The organism is Psychrobacter sp. YP14 (assembly GCF_003209315.1).
Lineage (GTDB): Bacteria > Pseudomonadota > Gammaproteobacteria > Pseudomonadales > Moraxellaceae > Psychrobacter > Psychrobacter raelei.
The window spans coordinates 64,193-81,932 of the sequence record NZ_CP029789.1; the positions used below are offsets into that span (position 1 = coordinate 64,193).

The 17,740-nt window shown below is 46.2% G+C and carries 15 protein-coding genes; 5 read left to right on the forward strand and 10 right to left on the reverse strand.

All coding sequences use genetic code 11. The features are described from left to right. Positions 1 to 44: 44 nt before the first annotated feature. The 3 genes from DLE54_RS00255 to erpA all read right to left on the reverse strand — a co-directional run bounded on the left by DLE54_RS00255 (position 45) and on the right by erpA (position 3,127). Positions 45 to 560 carry a disulfide bond formation protein B gene (locus tag DLE54_RS00255; protein WP_011959341.1) on the reverse strand — a complete coding sequence of 172 codons (516 nt, stop codon included), beginning with the start codon at positions 558 to 560 and terminating at the stop codon, positions 45 to 47. A gap of 235 nt (positions 561 to 795) precedes the next feature. Next, positions 796 to 2,376: a glutamate--cysteine ligase gene (gshA, locus tag DLE54_RS00260; protein WP_110815872.1), complete on the reverse strand. Its 1,581-nt coding sequence runs from the start codon at positions 2,374 to 2,376 to the stop codon at positions 796 to 798. A gap of 421 nt (positions 2,377 to 2,797) precedes the next feature. Beyond that, complete coding sequence (gene erpA, locus DLE54_RS00265) at positions 2,798 to 3,127, reverse strand: iron-sulfur cluster insertion protein ErpA (protein WP_011959343.1); 330 nt, start codon at positions 3,125 to 3,127, stop codon at positions 2,798 to 2,800. A 259-nt stretch (positions 3,128 to 3,386) separates the two neighbouring features. Between erpA and DLE54_RS00270 the strand changes: the two genes are divergently transcribed. From DLE54_RS00270 to DLE54_RS00280, 3 genes are all read left to right on the forward strand, one after another. After that, on the forward strand, positions 3,387 to 5,381 hold the full coding sequence (locus DLE54_RS00270) for an ABC-F family ATP-binding cassette domain-containing protein (RefSeq protein WP_110815873.1): 1,995 nt from the start codon (positions 3,387 to 3,389) through the stop codon (positions 5,379 to 5,381). Positions 5,382 to 5,612: 231 nt separating this feature from the next. Further along, on the forward strand, positions 5,613 to 6,632 hold the full coding sequence (locus DLE54_RS00275; RefSeq protein ID WP_110815874.1) for a DnaJ C-terminal domain-containing protein: 1,020 nt from the start codon (positions 5,613 to 5,615) through the stop codon (positions 6,630 to 6,632). Positions 6,633 to 6,671: 39 nt separating this feature from the next. After that, positions 6,672 to 7,001 (forward strand): chaperone modulator CbpM, encoded by a 330-nt coding sequence (locus tag DLE54_RS00280; protein ID WP_011959346.1) that lies wholly within the window; start codon positions 6,672 to 6,674, stop codon positions 6,999 to 7,001. Between the two features lie 44 nt (positions 7,002 to 7,045). Here DLE54_RS00280 and DLE54_RS00285 read toward each other — a convergent pair whose 3' ends face one another. The 4 genes from DLE54_RS00285 to DLE54_RS00300 form a co-directional block, all read right to left on the reverse strand. Then, entirely contained in the window at positions 7,046 to 8,152 is a 1,107-nt protein-coding gene (locus tag DLE54_RS00285; RefSeq protein WP_110815875.1) for an RNA-guided endonuclease InsQ/TnpB family protein, read from the reverse strand. A gap of 195 nt (positions 8,153 to 8,347) precedes the next feature. Further along, the gene (gene sstT, locus DLE54_RS00290; RefSeq protein WP_110815876.1) at positions 8,348 to 9,568 is read right to left on the reverse strand and encodes a serine/threonine transporter SstT; all 1,221 of its coding nucleotides are present in this window, start codon (positions 9,566 to 9,568) and stop codon (positions 8,348 to 8,350) included. A 540-nt stretch (positions 9,569 to 10,108) separates the two neighbouring features. After that, entirely contained in the window at positions 10,109 to 10,609 is a 501-nt protein-coding gene (locus DLE54_RS00295) for a DNA polymerase III subunit chi (RefSeq protein ID WP_110815877.1), read from the reverse strand. A 15-nt stretch (positions 10,610 to 10,624) separates the two neighbouring features. After that, positions 10,625 to 12,271 (reverse strand): leucyl aminopeptidase, encoded by a 1,647-nt coding sequence (locus DLE54_RS00300; protein ID WP_110815878.1) that lies wholly within the window; start codon positions 12,269 to 12,271, stop codon positions 10,625 to 10,627. A gap of 530 nt (positions 12,272 to 12,801) precedes the next feature. Between DLE54_RS00300 and DLE54_RS00305 the strand changes: the two genes are divergently transcribed. Further along, positions 12,802 to 14,202: an LptF/LptG family permease gene (locus tag DLE54_RS00305; protein WP_197708893.1), complete on the forward strand. Its 1,401-nt coding sequence runs from the start codon at positions 12,802 to 12,804 to the stop codon at positions 14,200 to 14,202. Then, on the forward strand, positions 14,199 to 15,548 hold the full coding sequence (locus DLE54_RS00310) for an LptF/LptG family permease (RefSeq protein ID WP_011959351.1): 1,350 nt from the start codon (positions 14,199 to 14,201) through the stop codon (positions 15,546 to 15,548). Before DLE54_RS00305 ends, DLE54_RS00310 begins: the two co-directional genes overlap by 4 nt. A gap of 190 nt (positions 15,549 to 15,738) precedes the next feature. Here DLE54_RS00310 and DLE54_RS00315 read toward each other — a convergent pair whose 3' ends face one another. From DLE54_RS00315 to DLE54_RS00325, 3 genes are all read right to left on the reverse strand, one after another. After that, positions 15,739 to 16,347: a class I SAM-dependent methyltransferase gene (locus tag DLE54_RS00315; protein ID WP_011959352.1), complete on the reverse strand. Its 609-nt coding sequence runs from the start codon at positions 16,345 to 16,347 to the stop codon at positions 15,739 to 15,741. An 89-nt stretch (positions 16,348 to 16,436) separates the two neighbouring features. After that, entirely contained in the window at positions 16,437 to 17,129 is a 693-nt protein-coding gene (locus DLE54_RS00320; protein WP_413775362.1) for a phosphoglycolate phosphatase, read from the reverse strand. 36 nt (positions 17,130 to 17,165) lie between these two features. Next, positions 17,166 to 17,660 (reverse strand): DUF4385 domain-containing protein, encoded by a 495-nt coding sequence (locus DLE54_RS00325; RefSeq protein ID WP_110815881.1) that lies wholly within the window; start codon positions 17,658 to 17,660, stop codon positions 17,166 to 17,168. Positions 17,661 to 17,740 lie beyond the last annotated feature (80 nt).

The window sequence follows — 17,740 nt, forward strand, 5'->3', positions numbered from 1 at the left end:
CTATCTAATAAATGAAAGCTAAATGAATGAACGCTGATGCACTACTAAGCGGTGCGCTTGCTAATAATACGCCATAAGACCAGTAGGTTAACCAAAATCAACGCGGTAAACAAGATAAGCGCTTGTTCTGGGATAGATAAGCCCAAAAATCTCCAGCTGATCTCAGCACATTCACCTGAACCGGATAAAACTTGATTAATCACCTGCTTCATCGGTAACGCCTCAAGGAAGTAATCCAGACCAGGGCCACACGCCGGTACTTGATCAGCGGGCAAATGTTGAATCCACACATGACGCGCTGCCACACCTGCCGACCATAATATACCAGCCATTGACCCTATCCACAGCAGTAATTGCATTCCCATTTTTTTGGGATGGCCCACAGCAGCAATCAGCGAAAATCCGCCCATGACCATCAAGCCGATACGTTGAAAAATACACAAGGGGCAAGGTTCAAGCCCTTTGTAGTTTTGCAAAAATATAATGGCAAATAGCATGGCTACGACAGAGGCGATGAACAAAATAAAGTTTAACGCACGGTAAGTGAGGAGACGCTGCATAAAAGTTTGCTCCTTAGGAACACTAACAAAGAGAGCCAGTATAATTAGCTAATACAGCTAATAATGATATCGGCAACATTAAGCGTTATATTCTAAACTCAAAAACCAGATTCAAAAAATTATTTCTGTGAACAGCTCAGATAAGGCTTTGCATCATTTGTGGTCGCTTCTTGACAGCCTAATAACCCTTATTGTCTGGCAAAACCTGACACGCTGATGATGAGCTCAAAAGCCTTTATCTATAATGCTGAATATAGTCATAGAAGTCTTGTGAGTCGTCTTTTTCAAGCTCCTGCTGCTGTAGCCAAGATTTTTCGGCCAACACTTCATATTTGGCCTGAGTTTTTGGACTCAATGAGCTGCGCAGGATAGATTCACGGTGCTGCTGGGCTAGGGCATGACCCAGCTGCCAAGTGCTGCCCAGTCTTTCGGTATCGGCCAAGACTTGAGCGGACAAGGTGGCATCGGGGTATACCGCTTTGCCTAGCATTAAGGTGACGGCCACACGATAATTATTGCCGCCATATTCTGCATCTAATAACGTGGCTAGAGGCATCATGGCCTCTAAGTGCTGCTGCATCCACTCGCTTAGGTTTTGCTCGCTACCGTCACAAGTTTGGATGGTCAAGTCTGGAGCACGACCGTTATTGACCACACGCTCAAGGTTTTCTGCCAGTACCGCATCCTCTTCTGGCAGTAAGTCAGGTGAGTCGGTAAGCAGGCAGTACAGTGCCAATACTTCTAAGAAACAGGCGGTCGATAAGCGAATACCGATATCACTATAGGGGTCTAAGTCAACGGCTCTAAACTCCACATAAGCGATGCCGCGCGCCTCTAAGGCATGGCTTGGAGCTTCTTCAGACTCAGCAATTTGTTTGGGGCGGATTGGGCTGTAGTATTCATTTTCGATCTGTAAAATATGATCGTTAATCTGAATCGGATTGCCCTCATCGTCATCTAGACCAAGCTCGGTAAAGCCTGAGAACGGGGTATTGATAGCGCGGCGCAGACCTTCGATATATTCAGGTAAATTGTTATAGCGGATGTCTAATTGATCTTGAACACTGTTGGTATAGCCCAATTTGCCCATACGCAGACTGGTGGCTTTGGGACTATAGTAAGTGGTGTTATTCATCAGCTGTAAGTTGTGCTTACGGCCAGTTAAGAAGCAAGGACATACTGAGGGACTGGCGCCAGTTAAATACAGCACCAAGCTGCTCATGCGCTTAAAGTTACGAATCAGGCCTAAGTATTTGGCGTTTTTAAATTCGCTCAATGACTCTAATTGCTCCGACTTAGGGGTGTTGTCACGCCAAGCGCTGAATAAATCGTCCCCAAATGACAGGTTGTAATGCAGACCGGCGATGGTTTGCATCCGGCGACCATAACGTATGCCAAGCCCACTGCGATATAAAGTCTTTAAGCGGCCGACATTAGAGCTGCCATATTCGGCCAGAGGAATGTCATTGTCATCGGATGAGAGCATACAAGGCATAGACAGCGGCCACATCAGCTCCCCATCTTCTAAAGACTGATACACCAAAACATGCAGCTCACGCAGCATATTAAGGGTCTCGGCCACAGTGGACTTAGGCGAGGTGATCAGCTCAAGTAAGCTCTCTGAATAATCGGTGGTGATATAAGGATGGGTCAATTTTGAGCCCAAAGATTGAGGATGCGGCGTCTGAGCCAAGTATCCATCAGACTGCATTCTTAACCCCTCTTTTTCTATACCACGCAACATGCCAGATAAGTGCTGGCTGGTTAACCAAGAGGGTATTAGAGGCTGGTGATTTGGGGCGGTTACTTCAGTCATACTATAGTCTCAAAATCAAAGGGGCCCATCACTGTTATTATAATTTTCAGTGGATATGGCGTTGTTTCTATCGGCAATATTTGGCCATTTATATTGTGATTAAGTGTAGCTTAAACCCATTTAAAAATCATATGTGGTTACAAATGATTGTAAAACAATAGGTAATAAGTCTTCAAAATATAGTTAAAAAATAACCGCTACAGTCTAAATAAAGACAGCTTGTAGCGGTTTTATGGCATTACTTTGCACAATAACGTGTCATTAGCAATCAGGTCTTTGGTATTCATAACTTATCTGCTTGAAATAAAAGCAGATATGGCAGGCTAAGCGATAGACGGTGTCAGAAGTTAAAGCAATGTGGTAGAGCGGTGACACTCATGTTGCCAAGGGCTTTAACCCAATGCTTAATGTGGGTCACAGCCTAAATAGAAAAAGAGGAGCCACAGCCGCAAGTGGTGGTCGCATTGGGGTTGGTTACCACGAAGCGTGCCCCTTCAAGCCCTTCTGTATAATCTACCGTTGAGCCTTGCAGGTATTGGTAACTGAGTGAGTCGACCAATAAGGTAACATCGGCATTCTCAAAACTGGCATCATCTTCGCCTTCTTCATCAGCGAAGTTAAAACCGTATGAAAAACCCGAACACCCACCACCAGTGACATACACTCGTAGCATAAGGTTGTTATCGCCTTCTTCTTCACGTAATTTGCGAACTTTATTAGCCGCACTGTCAGTTAGGGTAATGGTAGTCATAGTATCCTCGTAAAGCGCAAAACTTCACTGAACGTAAAATCAAATAGTCACACGCACCTGTCTTACAATAAGCAAAGAGGCAGATGAATAACTTAGCAGTGATTTTACGGTTATTTAAATTATTAGTCATTCAGTATAGCATAATGAGGCATAATGCTTGATTTTCAATGTCGCATAGCTGACCCTTTGTCCGTTTTTTGTTGAAAAAATTGTTAACTGGCTTAACCCGCGAAGAAATAACCAAAAGTGATTATTATCCATGATTGAATTTAATAAAGTTAGTGTCCGCCGTGATGGTAGAGTGCTATTTTCAGAGGCCACCTTTCAGATCCATCCGGGTCAAAAAGTGGGGTTGACCGGCAATAATGGTACCGGCAAATCCACCCTTTTTGGGGTAATCTTAACCTATATGGGTGAGCGCACCACCGATGAGCTGACCGTGGATGCGGGCAATATCAGTATTCCAAGCGGCTGGGAAGTGGCGCATATGGCGCAGGAAGTCGAGGGCAGCGCTCAGCCGGCCATTGACTATGTGCTAAGCGGTGATAAAGAGTGGTATGAGATTAACCAAAAAATGATGGCGCCTGATGAGTTAAGCGATGATGACATTGCACACCTGTATCAGCGCTTTGATGAGATTGATGGCTATCGTACGCCGACCACAGCGGCGCAAATTATGGCCGGACTTGGGTTTCAGCCCACTCAGCATGAGCTGCCGGTGAATGATTTTTCAGGCGGCTGGCGCATGCGCTTAAACTTGGCCAAAACCTTGATGAGTCGTGCTGACTTGCTACTGCTTGATGAACCCACCAACCATTTGGACTTAGATGCCATTTTATGGCTTGAGGACTGGATTGCTAAGTTTGATGGCACTGTCCTGCTGATCTCACATGACCAAACTTTTTTGGATGCCACCATTGGCTTTATTTTGCATGTCGAAAATCAGCGCTTGACCTTATATACCGGCAACTATTCGCAATTTGTGCGTACCCGCAGTGAGCGTCTGGCGCAGCAGCAGCAAGCTTATGAGAAGCAAGAAACCACGCGTGCTCATTTAGAAGACTTTGTACGCCGCTTCCGTGCCAAAGCGTCTAAAGCGAAGCAGGCGCAAAGCCGCTTAAAGCAACTCGAGCGTATGGCCGACCTGTCGCCTGTGATGGCAGACAACCCCTTTACTTTCCAGTTTTATGAGCCCAGTCACATGAGCTCACCTCTGATTTCGCTTAAGGGTGCGGACATTGGCTATAACGGTAAGCCGCTATTGACCCACACCAGTCTGGAGATTACCCCTGACACCCGCATTGGTCTGCTGGGTATGAATGGCGCGGGCAAGTCGACCTTGATCAAGGCCTTGGTGGGGGAGCTTGAGCCAATTACCGGAACTTATAAAGTATCGGACACCCTGCATATTGGCTATTTTAACCAGCATCAAATGGACAGCTTAGATGCAGAAGCCACGCCGCTGATTATGATGCGTCGTTTGGCCGGCAAAACCTCGGATGCTGAATTAAGATCATTTTTAGGCAGTTTTGATTTTCGTGGTGACCGTATTGATACCCCAAGCAAGCTATTCTCAGGGGGTGAGCGTGCTCGCTTAACGTTGGCACTGATCGTCTGGCAAAAGCCCAACGTCTTGGTGCTTGATGAGCCGACCAACCATTTGGATTTGCAAATGCGTCAAGCGTTGACCATGGCGCTACAAGGCTTCGCTGGTGCGGTAGTCTTGGTGTCGCATGACCGTGAATTGATTGCCAATGTCTGTGATGAGCTGTATCTGGTGCACAATGGCAAGCTGCAAGAGTTTGAAGGGGATGTCTCAGACTATGGTAAGTGGCTGTCTGAGCAGCGCAAATCTGATGCCAAAGAGGCGGCAAAAGAAAGCCGTGATGCCAAAACGGTTCAAGCGGCAGCTGCCAAAAAAGCAGAAGAGGCCAAAAAAGCCGCAGCAGCTAAAGCGGCGGCTGAAGACAATCAGCTGACCAAAGAAGAGCGCCGCAAATTGGCCGCAGAGCAGCGTAAGCTCACTGCCCCCATTCGTAAGCGTATTGAGCAAGCTGAAAAGCAGCTGGATAAAGTGGCCGCAAGCTTAGAGGCGCTGGAGCAGAAGCTGGCTGATACCTCACTGTATGAGGACAACCGCAAAGATGAGCTGTTAACGCTGCTTGATGAGCAGGCCAAGCTACAGCAGCAGCAAGCTTCGCTTGAAGAGGATATGCTGATGGCGATGACTGAGCTTGAACAGTATGAGTCGTAAAGTGGGTATATAAAACCATACTGCCCAAACTGTTATGAAGCGTTATAAAAAAAGAGCCGTTAAACGGCTCTTTTTTTGTGGAAATTTATCTGTCAAAACCTAAGCCATTGCCTTTAATTAACCGACGAGCACAAAAAAGTATCAATAAGCAATGGTGAAATATGAGTTAATAACCCTTATATATACCGATATAAAGCAACTCTTTAGACCGCTTAAATAAGGATAATAACAATGGCAGAAAAAAGTTTTTATGAGGTTTTGGGTGTCAGCAAAGACGCCTCAGAACAAGAGATTAAAAAGGCTTATCGTAAATTGGTTCGCAAATATCATCCGGATGTCAGTGATGCCAAAGATGCCGATGAAAAAATTGCAGAAATCAATAATGCCTATGAGACTTTAAGAGATAAAGAAAAACGCGCCCAGTACGATGCGATGCAGGCCAATCCCTTTGCAGGTGCAGGCTTTGGTAGCGGTGCAGGATTTGGTAGCGGTGGCTCTGGAGCACAAGGTGGCTTTAGATGGGAGGACATCAAAGATCAGTTCGGGGAAGGGGCACCATTTGGCAGTGGTAGCTTCCGCTTTGATGATATTTTTTCAGCATTTGGTGCCGGCAGGGGTGGTGCTCAGTCCTCTCGTCAATCTGGCTTTGAGGGCTATGACCACTTTGGCAGTGGCTTTAAAGATGCAGGCCCAGCGCCCGGTCAAGACCAACACGCTGAGATTAATGTCAGCTTAGACTCGGTATACAGCGGCGATGACTATAGCATTAAATTAAATGTACCCAGTCGCCAGCCCAATGGCAGTGTCATTCAAGAACAAAAAACCCTAAAAATTAAGATTCCTAAGGGCATCACTGAAGGTAAGCAAATTCGCTTAAGTGGCCAGGGCGCGGCAAGCTATGGCGGCGGCAAAAATGGCGACTTGTTCTTAAAAGTAAAAATCACCCACGATGCCAATATTCGCCTAGAAGGCGCGGATGTGTATCAAACCGTGAATATTACCCCTTGGGAAGCTGCGCTGGGCGAGAAGATTAATATCAGTACCCCCGCGGGTACACTTGGGGTGACCATTCCCAAAAACAGTAAGTCGGGCAGCAACTTACGAGTGAAAGGTAAAGGCATTCCCGCTAAGCAAGCTGGGGATTTATATTTGACCTTAAATATTGTTAATCCTGAGCTGACCACTGAGGCCCAAAAGGAGGCATTCGCTGCGCTAAAAGCCAGTTTTGCTGAGGCCGAAATAAAGCGTTGATAGCGCCAATAAAAATATAAGCATAAGAGGAGAGTTATCATGCAACACTCTAGTGAATTCAACGATATTATTATGAGCCTAGATGAGCTCATTGCCGCTTGTGGGGCTGAGCGCGGTTGGGTTTTGGCGTTGATTGAAGAAAATATCATTGAATATGATGTGCCCGAAAAGCAGCAATTCACCGGTTCTCAGCTGGCCACAGTACGCCGAGCTTCCCGATTGAGCCGAGATTTTGAGGCCAGTATTCCGGCTATTGGCTTAATTTTAGAGCTGTTAGATGAGGTTGAGCAGCTACGTCAGTACAAGCGTCAGCAAGAAGCTGCCACCCACTCTGTGTACACCATTGAGGTCGACTTTCAGCAAAAATAGGCCAAAGCCATATCTTAAGTGATAACCTTGACTTCCTCCCCTCGCTAAACCGAGGGGATTCCTACAACTAGACGGTCAAGCCCGACCGCAAGGATGTTCTTAGCAGCATTGATATCTCTATCATGCCATGTGCCACACTCAGCACACCTCCATCCTCTTATTCCAAGACCTGCTCTACCGCTCAAGCTACTATCACTTATTTTAAGACAGCACGAACAGGTTTGGGTAGTGTAACTCTCATTTACTATCTCAAGCTGACAACCTGCATACTTGCATTTATATTCCAGTTGTCTTTTGAGTTCAAACCATCCTGCATCGTATGTCGATTTAGCTAGGTTGGTCATCGAATTAGTGAATGAGCGTGATTTAATATCACCAACCAAAATTAAGGCATTATCCTTGACTAATTGGGTGGTGAATTTGTGTATGGCATCTAATCTTGAGTTTTTGATCTTGGCATGGATTGCTTTGACTCGCTGTTTGTTTTTCGCTCTTTGAGCTATTGCAAGCTTTTTAGCCCACTTTTGCGTTTGTTTGGTTGTCAGCTTGTCACCGTTTGAGGTGGTAGCAGACTGCTTTAAGCCTAAGTCAATACCAACGCTGCCTTTGCCACTTGCTTGTCTAGGAAAATCTTTGACGGTAATACAGGCATACCAACGATTACGGCTGTCTTGCACTATCTTAAGCGTATTAATTTGATACAAAGACAAATTGTAGCTATCGAATACGTCTATGATAAGCTTTTGACCTTTACAGAGCGATAGCTGTATGGTTGATTTAAGTGCCTTTTTGCCCGTTTGTCTGCTACGTAGATACTTGATAGCAGACTTTTTAAAGGGTATCCAGCCTAGGCTTTTGCGTTTGGCATCAGGACGATTGGTTCGCCAATTTAGTTTGGCTTTTTTAAATTGTTTACGAGATTTGGCATGAGTTTCGTTGATGGCTTGCAAAGTTTGCGAGTGCAAGCCTAAATACTCACCACTGCCTTTGGTGTATTGGCTTAAATCATAGGCCCAAAAGTACTTACCTGTGCGTCTTAAATGCTCAAAGCTTAACGCATTAATATAGTTCCACGCATAGTTAACACTCCCAGCTAGTTTGTTTAGCTGGTTTACGTGTTTGTCTTTGATGCGTAGCTTGAGTGTTTTCATAGGGTTAGTATGGCGAGGTTAATTTTAACTTGCAATACTTTAAGTACTAACCACGACAGTGTGTGTCGCCTTATATCCACCCCCTGAAGTGGGTGGTTTTACGGCGACCGGTGATAAAAAAAACCTCAGCACTATGGTGCTGAGATTTTTTTATGGCTTATTAATTATTGGCTTAACCGTGCTAAAACCTAGCCATTAAGCGGTTTTGTTTTTCATTATCGGATCAGCTGCAGCGGTGAATAGCACATCGGTTGATGAGTTAAGCGCAGTTTCTGCAGAATCTTGTACCACCCCGATGATAAAGCCGATGGCCACAACTTGCATTGCAATATCGTTTGGAATGTTAAATAAGCTACACGCCAGAGGGATAAGTAGTAATGAGCCACCTGCCACACCAGAGGCACCACAAGCAGCAACTGTCGCCACCACACTCAGCAGTAGCGCAGAACCGAAGTCAACCGGCACGCCTAAGGTATGGGCCGCCGCTAAGGTTAAGACGTTAATGGTGATGGCAGCGCCGGCCATGTTGATGGTCGCGCCCAAAGGTAGGGTCACAGAATAGGTGTCTTCATGTAGGCCAAGTTTTTTGGCTAAGTTCATATTGACCGGAATGTTGGCCGCTGATGAACGGGTGAAAAAAGCGGTGATACCAGACTCACGCAGGCAGGTGAAGACCAGTGGATATGGGTTTCTGCGGATATTAAAGGCGACAATAATGGGATTAACCACCAAGGCGATAAATAGCATACAGCCCACCAAGATGGTCAGCAGACGACCGTAGCTCATTAATGCGCTAAAGCCGGTCTCAGCAATGGTATTGGCCACTAAGCCTAAGATACCAATAGGCGCAAAGGCGATAACAAAGCGCACCACATTAGAGATGGCTTCTGATAAATCAGAGACCATAGTACGGGTCGTGGCAGAGGCTTTACGCAGCGCAAGACCGATGATTAATGCCCAAGCTAAGATGCCCATGTAGTTGGCATTAGCAATGGCATTAACTGGGTTGTCTACCAAATTCATAAGCAGTGTGGTCAATACCTCTTTTAACCCTGAAGGCGGTGCTTGGTCAGCCACCGCTTCAATGGTGTTTAGACCAATAAGCTCGGTAGGGAAGGCAAAGCTTGCTACCACCGCCGTTAAGGCCGCCAAAAAGGTGCCAAAAATGTACATGATTAACACCGGTCTAACATGAACTTGGCTCTCGCCTTGATGCTGGCTGATGGCTGCCATGACCAATATAAACACCAAAATAGGTGCCACAGCCTTCAAGGCACCCACAAATAAGCTACCGAGTAGCCCTAATGCGACACCGACTGAAGGCATTAACCAGCCTATTAAGATGCCAAGTACTAGCCCAACAATAATTAGGGGTACCAAGCCAATACGCTGGTACATATCAATAAGGGCTCTCATAAGCGCTCCATACTAGTAAATACTCGTGCTGAGTAAATACAAAAAATTTAAAAATAAAAATGTTAACAGCCCTGTCAAACAATCTGATTGATGCTGCAATACTTTCGTTTTGCTAAGGGTGATTGTGCGATAGAGTCTCGAGAGCCCGGCATCTTAAGTAGTAATAAATATCGTGGCCCGTAGCGAAGTGATCCCTATCTCATAATCAATTCATGCACTGATTATACAAAACTTCAACTCAACTGCAACATATAACTATAAATTGGTATAGTCAATTTAGGATAAATAAATAGATTTTAGGAATGAGTTGAGCTTAAGTTTTTGATAGTTAAATAAAAACTAAGCGGGCGGTGCAGCTGCATAGAAGATCGAAAACAGAGGTCGTAAAAAGGCGGAGCTTGAATAGGGAGAAATTAAGGGAGCGATTTGTGAGCAATTAACAAAGACGTCACGTGAGAAATTAAGAGAGAGGTTACCAGAAAGGAGACGTTAAGAAAGAGGTTAACAGAGAAGCTAAGACTGCTGCGACTCTATTGATTTTTATTTATTGATCGGAAAATAGTTAAGCTCAAAGCCCAGTTGCTGATAGGCACGGTACTTGTCACGGCCAAGTTGCTTGCCTGCCTCATCGGGGGTAATGATTTCAAGAACCCGTTCTGGCAGCACAGCGGCTGTCGTTTCTACAGATAAGGGAAGGGGAGTGGCAGCAAGGTTTAAAATAACGCCATCAAAACCCTTAGGCAGCGTTGATACCAAGCTAACAGGTGCCGACAGCTGGCTGACAGCGGCTTCTTCTAAGATAAAATCATGAGCGACGAAGCTGACTGGGTCAAAAGACCACAGCTGAGTATCAAGCTGTTTAAGACGCTCTACTTGATCGTCAACGATGACCAAACTGTGCTCGCTTTTTTGCAAAACCGTCTGGGTCAATCGGCACACAAAGTTAAGCACTGCCTCGGCGTTGGCTGCTGAGGCAGTGCTTGATGCAGCGGCGTTATCGTTAAGATAACGCTCACCCAACACATAAAAACTAATTTGCATTGCTAATGGCTTTGATTATTGAGCTAGGTTTTTTAGGTACTGCATGAATAGCGGTACCGGACGGCCTGTTGCCGCTTTTTCTTTGCCTGAAACCCAAGCGGTACCAGCGATGTCTAAATGCGCCCACGCTTGGTCTTCTTTTACGAAGCGTGATAAGAAGCAAGCAGCGGTAATGGCGCCGCCATCACGGCCACCGATGTTTTGAATATCAGCGATGGGCGAGTCAAGCTGGGTTTGATACTCATCATCCATAGGCATGTGCCAGATAAGATCGCCTGATTGTTCACTGGCGTTTTCTAAATCAAATAGCACATCTTCGTTATTACTAAATACCGCTGAGCGTACGTGACCCAGCGCCACCACACAAGCACCAGTTAAGGTGGCCACATCAATGATGGCACGTGGGTTATAGCGCTGTACATAGCATAAGGTATCTGCCAGTACCAAGCGGCCTTCGGCATCGGTGTTTAAGATTTCAACGTTCATACCGTTCATGGCTTTAACGATGTCACCTGGGCGAGTCGCTTCCCCTGAAGGCATGTTTTCGGCACAAGCCAGCGCGCCCACGACATTGATTGGCAGGCGGGCTTCACATAGGGCTTTGATGGTGCCCAATACAGACGCTGAACCGCCCATATCAAATTTCATCTCATCCATTGCCGCACCAGGCTTAATAGAGATACCGCCTGAGTCAAAGGTCACGCCTTTACCCACTAAGACGATAGGGGCATCGAAATGCTCTTCTACAACGTCATCTGCAGCCACTTTGGCGGCTTTGGTTTTGGCAGATTTTTTGGGTAATTTATCGGCCACAGCCTTGATGTTATTGGCCAAAGTATCGGCTAGGCTTGAGGTGGTATTGGTAGGTGCTGCATTGGCTTGACCTTTATATTCAAGGATAACCAATTGACCTTCGCGTGCTGAGCCACGTGATACTGACAAGAAGCAGTTCATGCCAAGCTCTTGCATTTCGCTTTCGCCAAGCACAGTGACTTGTAATAACTCAGGGTAGGCTTTGGCCAAAGCACGGGCTTGATCAGCCATGTATTCTGGGAAGCAGACGTTGCCAGGCTCATTGGCCACATCACGAGCTAATGATTGACCGCTGTGAACTGCCGCGGCGTAATCTACATCTGCTTGAGCCACACTGCTTGAGACTAAAGTGATTTGATTTAACGCAGCGTCTGTTTGTTCTGATTTATATTTATCAAAGCGATAGCTTGCGTTTAGCAGCTCAAGTACCAGTTGATGTAGGCTATCATCCGCTAAGTCATCACCGATGGCAATGGCTAAGTCAGTGACTCGGCTTTGGGTGTTTTTATACAGTGCACTGGCAATTTTTTTAATAGAGGTTGAGCTGAATTTATCTGGGTTACCAATACCCACCAACAGCAGCTGCAAAGGTGTCTTTTTGGCGTCTGCGGCTAAGGCAAAATCTGCCACAGTTTCGCCCAACTTGCCTTTAAAGTTAGAAGCTGCAATTAAAGCTTCAATACGGGGCTTATAAGCTTCTAAGCCTTTGAAGCTACCAATTAGATTGGCATCATCATCTACCAATACTGCTAAGCAGTGGCTTTGAACCGCTTCTGGGGCTGATTTTTTTAGTAGTTTTTTTGTTGTAAGCTTTGGCAAGGTTTTGCTGACTGAAATACTTAAGCTCATGATAATTCCTATGTGTTTATAAAAATGAAAGTCTATTTGTTATTGAATATCGCCTGCCATTTGCGACAGCAGTTATGCGGTTATTATTATATCCTGAGCAGGCGCGGCGCAGTCGGCTATAAGCCGCTTTGCTTTAAGCAATAGTTTAACATATTGGCCTAAGTTGTGGGCCTTAGCACTTATTGGGCACGCTTATCTGGGCTATCTATTTTTACGGTAAATCAAGTTGACCGGTTATTGGCAACCCTATTATTGACAGAAACATGCTAGGATATGAGGGCTATCTTACACTCAATATCACTATCATCGCGATAGTGCTTACGATTATAATACGTGTCAGTTATTAGGGACTGATTTCTAAAAGATAAGCGAACACAGCTTTGCTGTATAGCCTATGTAATCAAGCGGTATTGAGCCCTGGAATATAGCTATCATGTCAGTACTTGATGCAAGCTGTGCTTGATTTGGCTCATCCCTGTAATTTATCTTTCTTCAATAATTTGAGTTTGCCTGTGATTTTACGCCGATATATGACCCGACAAGTTGCCTCAACTACCGCCTTGGTGTTGGGGTTTTTAGTGGTTTTACTGCTAGGCGGAAGAATGATCCGTTACTTCGGTATTGCTGCTGAAGGGCGCTTGGATGTGGGGCTATTGTTTTCTATTATTGGCTACAACTTGCCCTACTTCTTAGAACTGGTATTGCCACTGTCCTTTTTTATTGGCTTAATGTTGGTATTTGGGCGGCTGTATGTAGAGCACGAAATGGCGGTACTCAACGGCAGTGGTATCTCACGCGGCCGTCTGGCACGATTAATGATTCCGCTGATTTTGGTGTTATTCGTGTTAGAAGCAGGGCTGTCTCTTTATGGTAAGCCTTGGGGGGTAAAAAACTCTGAGAGTATTTGGCAGCAGCAGTCTTTAAGCAGTGCCTTTGACCTTATTCGTCCGCAGACCTTTATCAATAGCGATGACTACCATTTGTATGTCGGCAGCATGAATGACAACAAAACCGAGCTGCAGGATGTGATATTAATCCAAACGGCCAAAGATGCCGCCAAATCGGTAAAGCCTGGCGCTACGGTACCGGAGGCGACCACCAACGCCCCTGCGGTGCGCTTAGGCCAGCAAGAGCTTGAGGGTTCAAACTCCGCCAATCAGTCCGTCTCCTCGATTGATAAAGACAAAGCCATTACCGCCGTCACCAACCCTGTCGCTGCCTCGCAAGATAAACCGGCAGCAAAGCCTGCAATCACGGCCGATGACGATCGCGATATTATCGTGTTGGCCAAACGCGCCGTTCAGGTCAAGGGCAGTGAAGAGAGCGGCAAGACACAACTTGATCTGTTTCAAGGTCGACGTTATGAAGTAGGCGCAGATAGCTTGGTGTATAGCCAAATTGGTTTTGAGCGTTATCGCATCAGTATCAATCAACCGCCTGCCGATGTTTTGACAGAAGAGAACGTGACTACCCAATCAGTACCTGCCCTATGGAAAGCGGCCACTGGGCAAAAGGTGGCTACCAAAGCAGATGGCAGCACTGAGCCTGAGCCACAGCAAATCTTATCCGCCCAAGCAGAATTGGGCTACCGTTTGGCACTGCCTTGGCTAATTATTCTAGCACCAATGCTGGCTGTGCCCCTAGCTCAAGTAAGACCCAGACAAGGGCGCTGGCTGCGACTGTTGCCGGCAATTTTGATATTTACCAGCTGCGTGTTGGTGATTATTTCTCTTAAAAACGCCATTACCAAGGGCACCTTGTCTGTGCTGAGTTATCCGCTGGTATTAATTGGCTTTATTGTGTTGGCACTTTATCTTAACTGGGCCAGTCGTATCCATCACAGGGTACGCTTTAGACTCGGCCAACGGGCACTACAAAGTCAGACAAATCATTCTTCTAATCCTGATATCAATCAAGGAGGCCGGTCATGAAACCTAGGCACACTGACCACTCCGATGCGTCAAAAGACATCCGCTCAGGCCGGATTATCTCGCGCTATGTCAAAAAAAACGCCCTGTTTGCCATGCTATTTGCCGTACTAGGCTTGTGGGCATTGCAGATGGTGTTTGCTTATTTAGCAGAGCTTGAAGACATCTCTGATGCGTATACTTATGTTGATGCCTTAACTTATATCTTTTATCGATCGCCTTACTTTTTGCAGCAGTTTATGCCCACAGGTGCCCTACTTGGGGCAGTGGTGGGACTGGGCTTGTTGGCCAATAACTCTGAGCTGATCGTCATGCGTGCGGCAGGATTAAGCATTTATCGCATTGTGGGGTGGGTGCTGCAGCCGGCTTTTATCTTTGTGATTTTAGCGCTGCTGATTAACCAGTTTATATTGCCACAAAGCAATGTCAAAGCGAGTCAAATCCGTAAGCCAGATACTGCTTTATTGGCCTCAGTTAATGGATACTGGACACTACAAAATGCACCCACTGAAGCGGGCAGCACTACGGATAATAAAGAGGGCTTATCCAGCGAGCAGGCGCACAATATTATCTTTATTGACTATGCCGATGCCAATGGCAATATCGGTGAGGTCAAGCGCTGGCACTTAGATGCGGACAATAACTTAACCGCTGTCTCTAAGGCCACGGGTGGCACTTATGTGCCTAGTCTGCAACAGGGTCAAGACAAGCCGGTGGTAGCGGCGCAAGATCAATCAGATTCTTTGGCCAATTACCAATGGCAGCTGGATAATGTCACCACCTTAAAGGTGGCCGATAAGGCAGCTATTTTAGAGTCAGATACCTTAGGCAATCAGCCAGCAGCACAGCTAACGGACACGCAGGCTACCTCAGTGGATAGCGATCAGTCAGGACAAGCAATGGCGCTCACGAGCCAGCCTTTGGTGGCCAAGCAAGCTGAGTCGACAGATGTTATTAACCTGCCCATCTCACCAAGCTCGGTGTATCTGCTGACCCGCCGTGCCGAAGATTTGTCATTGACTCAGCTGTATGAGCACAAGCGCTTTAACGCCTCACAAGGCACACGATCACTGGAGCATGAGGTGGCGTTTTGGCAGAAGCTATTGTCACCTTTTTCAGTGTTATCCTTGGTGATCGTGGCCTGCTCATTCGTGTTTGGCTCGCTGCGTACACACAGCTTAGGCCTGCGTATTGTGGTGGCAATTATTTTTGGCCTGCTGTTTAGCTATATTCAAGACTTGACCAGCTTCGTGTCCTTGGCCACCGGCGCACCGCCATTGTTAATGGTACTGTTGCCCATTATCGGTAGTGGACTGTTGGGTTTTTATTTAATTCGACGTCAAGGCTAAAGGGGACAAGTTGCCCTAACATTGTGAATAGCGTTGACCATAAAACAGTTGGTAATAAAAAAGCCCTTCTAATTTTTTTAGAGGGGCTTTTTTATGGTGCTGATCTATTGTACTTATCTAGTATCTAGGGCAGTTAGCTTAGACGATAACGGCGTGGGATAAACGGGCATTAAGCAGCATTAAGTGCTAGTTACTCTTTAATGGCGCGAGTGATGGTATAGGTTTTGCCTTGCTTTACTTTATCGGCATTGCCAAAAACTTCAGTAAAAGCACGCTTCATAAACTGACGCAGTCCATTGATGGTCACCACGTAGAAGCGGCCACCGGTGCGCATCTTGCTATAGGCATCTAATAGGTATAAATAGTGCTGCTCTTTGCCCACCTTGGCCGGCAAGTTAGACATCACTAAGCTGAAGTCTTTATTGGGATCTACATGATTAAAGCCATTTGATAAATGTACATCGACATTGCTCAGGCCATTGTTTTGACAGTTACGGCGTGCGTATTCTACGGCCATAAAGTCTTTGTCAATTAAGGTATGCTGACCTTGTGGACACTCACGCGCCGCTGTCATGCCGAGCACGCCATAGCCGCAGCCTAAGTCAATAGAATCATCATCGCTTTGAAAGTCGATATGATCCAGTAGCATCAGGCTGCCGGCATCTAGTTTCTCAGGGGAGAAAATACCCCAAGTGGTGGTGAAGTGCATCGGTGCGCCCAGCACCTCTTGAGTAAACGCGATGTCTTCACGCCAGTGGTTGGCTTTTTCTAATAAATCGGCAGGGGGTCTATGCATCATCAAGGCCTTAAATATCAATAATTACAAAAAATAGCAGCGGATAAGCGCTCTATAGCACAAGCGTTAAAATACAAACAAGCAGCACAGCGCTATGCGCCATGCTTAATAAGCCAGTCCACCAAGCTTTGAAAGTCATCAAAAGCTTCGGTGGGATTAAGACTTCGAATATCTTGGCCGTAATTATACCCGTAAGATAGCCCAAGCGTATCCATATTGGCGTTTTGGCCGGCCAAAATATCATTTTTTGAGTCGCCAATCATCACCGCTTGTTCAGGGGAGATATCTAAGGTTTCACACACATGCAGCAGCGGGGCGGGGTCGGGCTTTTTGACCGGTAAGCTGTCACCGCCCAGTACTTGCTCAAACAGGGACTGCCAGCCAAAGGATTGCAAAATCTTAGGCACAAACTGAATGGGCTTATTGGTCACCAGCGCCAACGTAAAGCCGGCCTGCTTGAGCTGCTTTAGTCCGCTATCGACATGGGGATAGGCAACGGTGTTTTGGCCGCTAATTTGCGCATAGGCATCGAAGAATACCGATTCGGCATGGTCTACCTCAGTTGAGGTTAATTGACCCTCAGCGACCTCTATAGCGCCTACCAGTGCACGTTTTACTAGCATACGTGAGCCATTACCCACCCAGTTGCGAATCATATCGACAGGATAGGGCGTTTTATTAAGACGGGTAAGCATGGTATTGGTAGCTTCGGCCAAATCAGGCACGCTATCAATTAAGGTGCCGTCAAAATCAAAAATAAGCAGCTTTTTTGCGGTCATAGTCATAATCATCTCAATCTAAGGGGCCACTGATGGCTATCCCTATTTTTCGTAGTGTTGTTTATGCGCTTTTTTTAGAGCAAGGTAGGTATCGTTGCTGCGGCATAAGTCCCACTTGTGCTTGAAGATACGGGCGGACTCAGCTTTGATGGGGTCTTCGGGCTGGCGAGGTAGCTCTTCGCGTCCATGAGAGCCGCTTTGGCCTTTTTTATCGTCAGGAACTGGGCCTTTGTATTTTTTGCCGCCCTTATGATTGGCATAACGTCGGGCTCGGGTGTAGCCCATCTGCAAAAACTTGCGCGCCATATCGGCACCGACAAAATCCTCGTTATCGAGATACTCTAAAAACATCTGATAAATTTTATCACTGCTTTTAAGTGCCACCTCGGGCGTGGCAAAGCGCCAGTGCGGCAAAATCTCAGATTTATAAGGCTCAACCAGCAGCACGCCTTGCTCACCGCGTCCGATACGGTACAGCTCCGGATGCTTGCGTAAGTCTAAGTTTATATAATCTAGGCTATAGTCAAATTGTGACATAAGACACCACTGTGGTGACAAGTATCTTAAGAGTATAGCCCTCAGATAAGCATTTGACCATAAAAAAACCCCCAAACTAA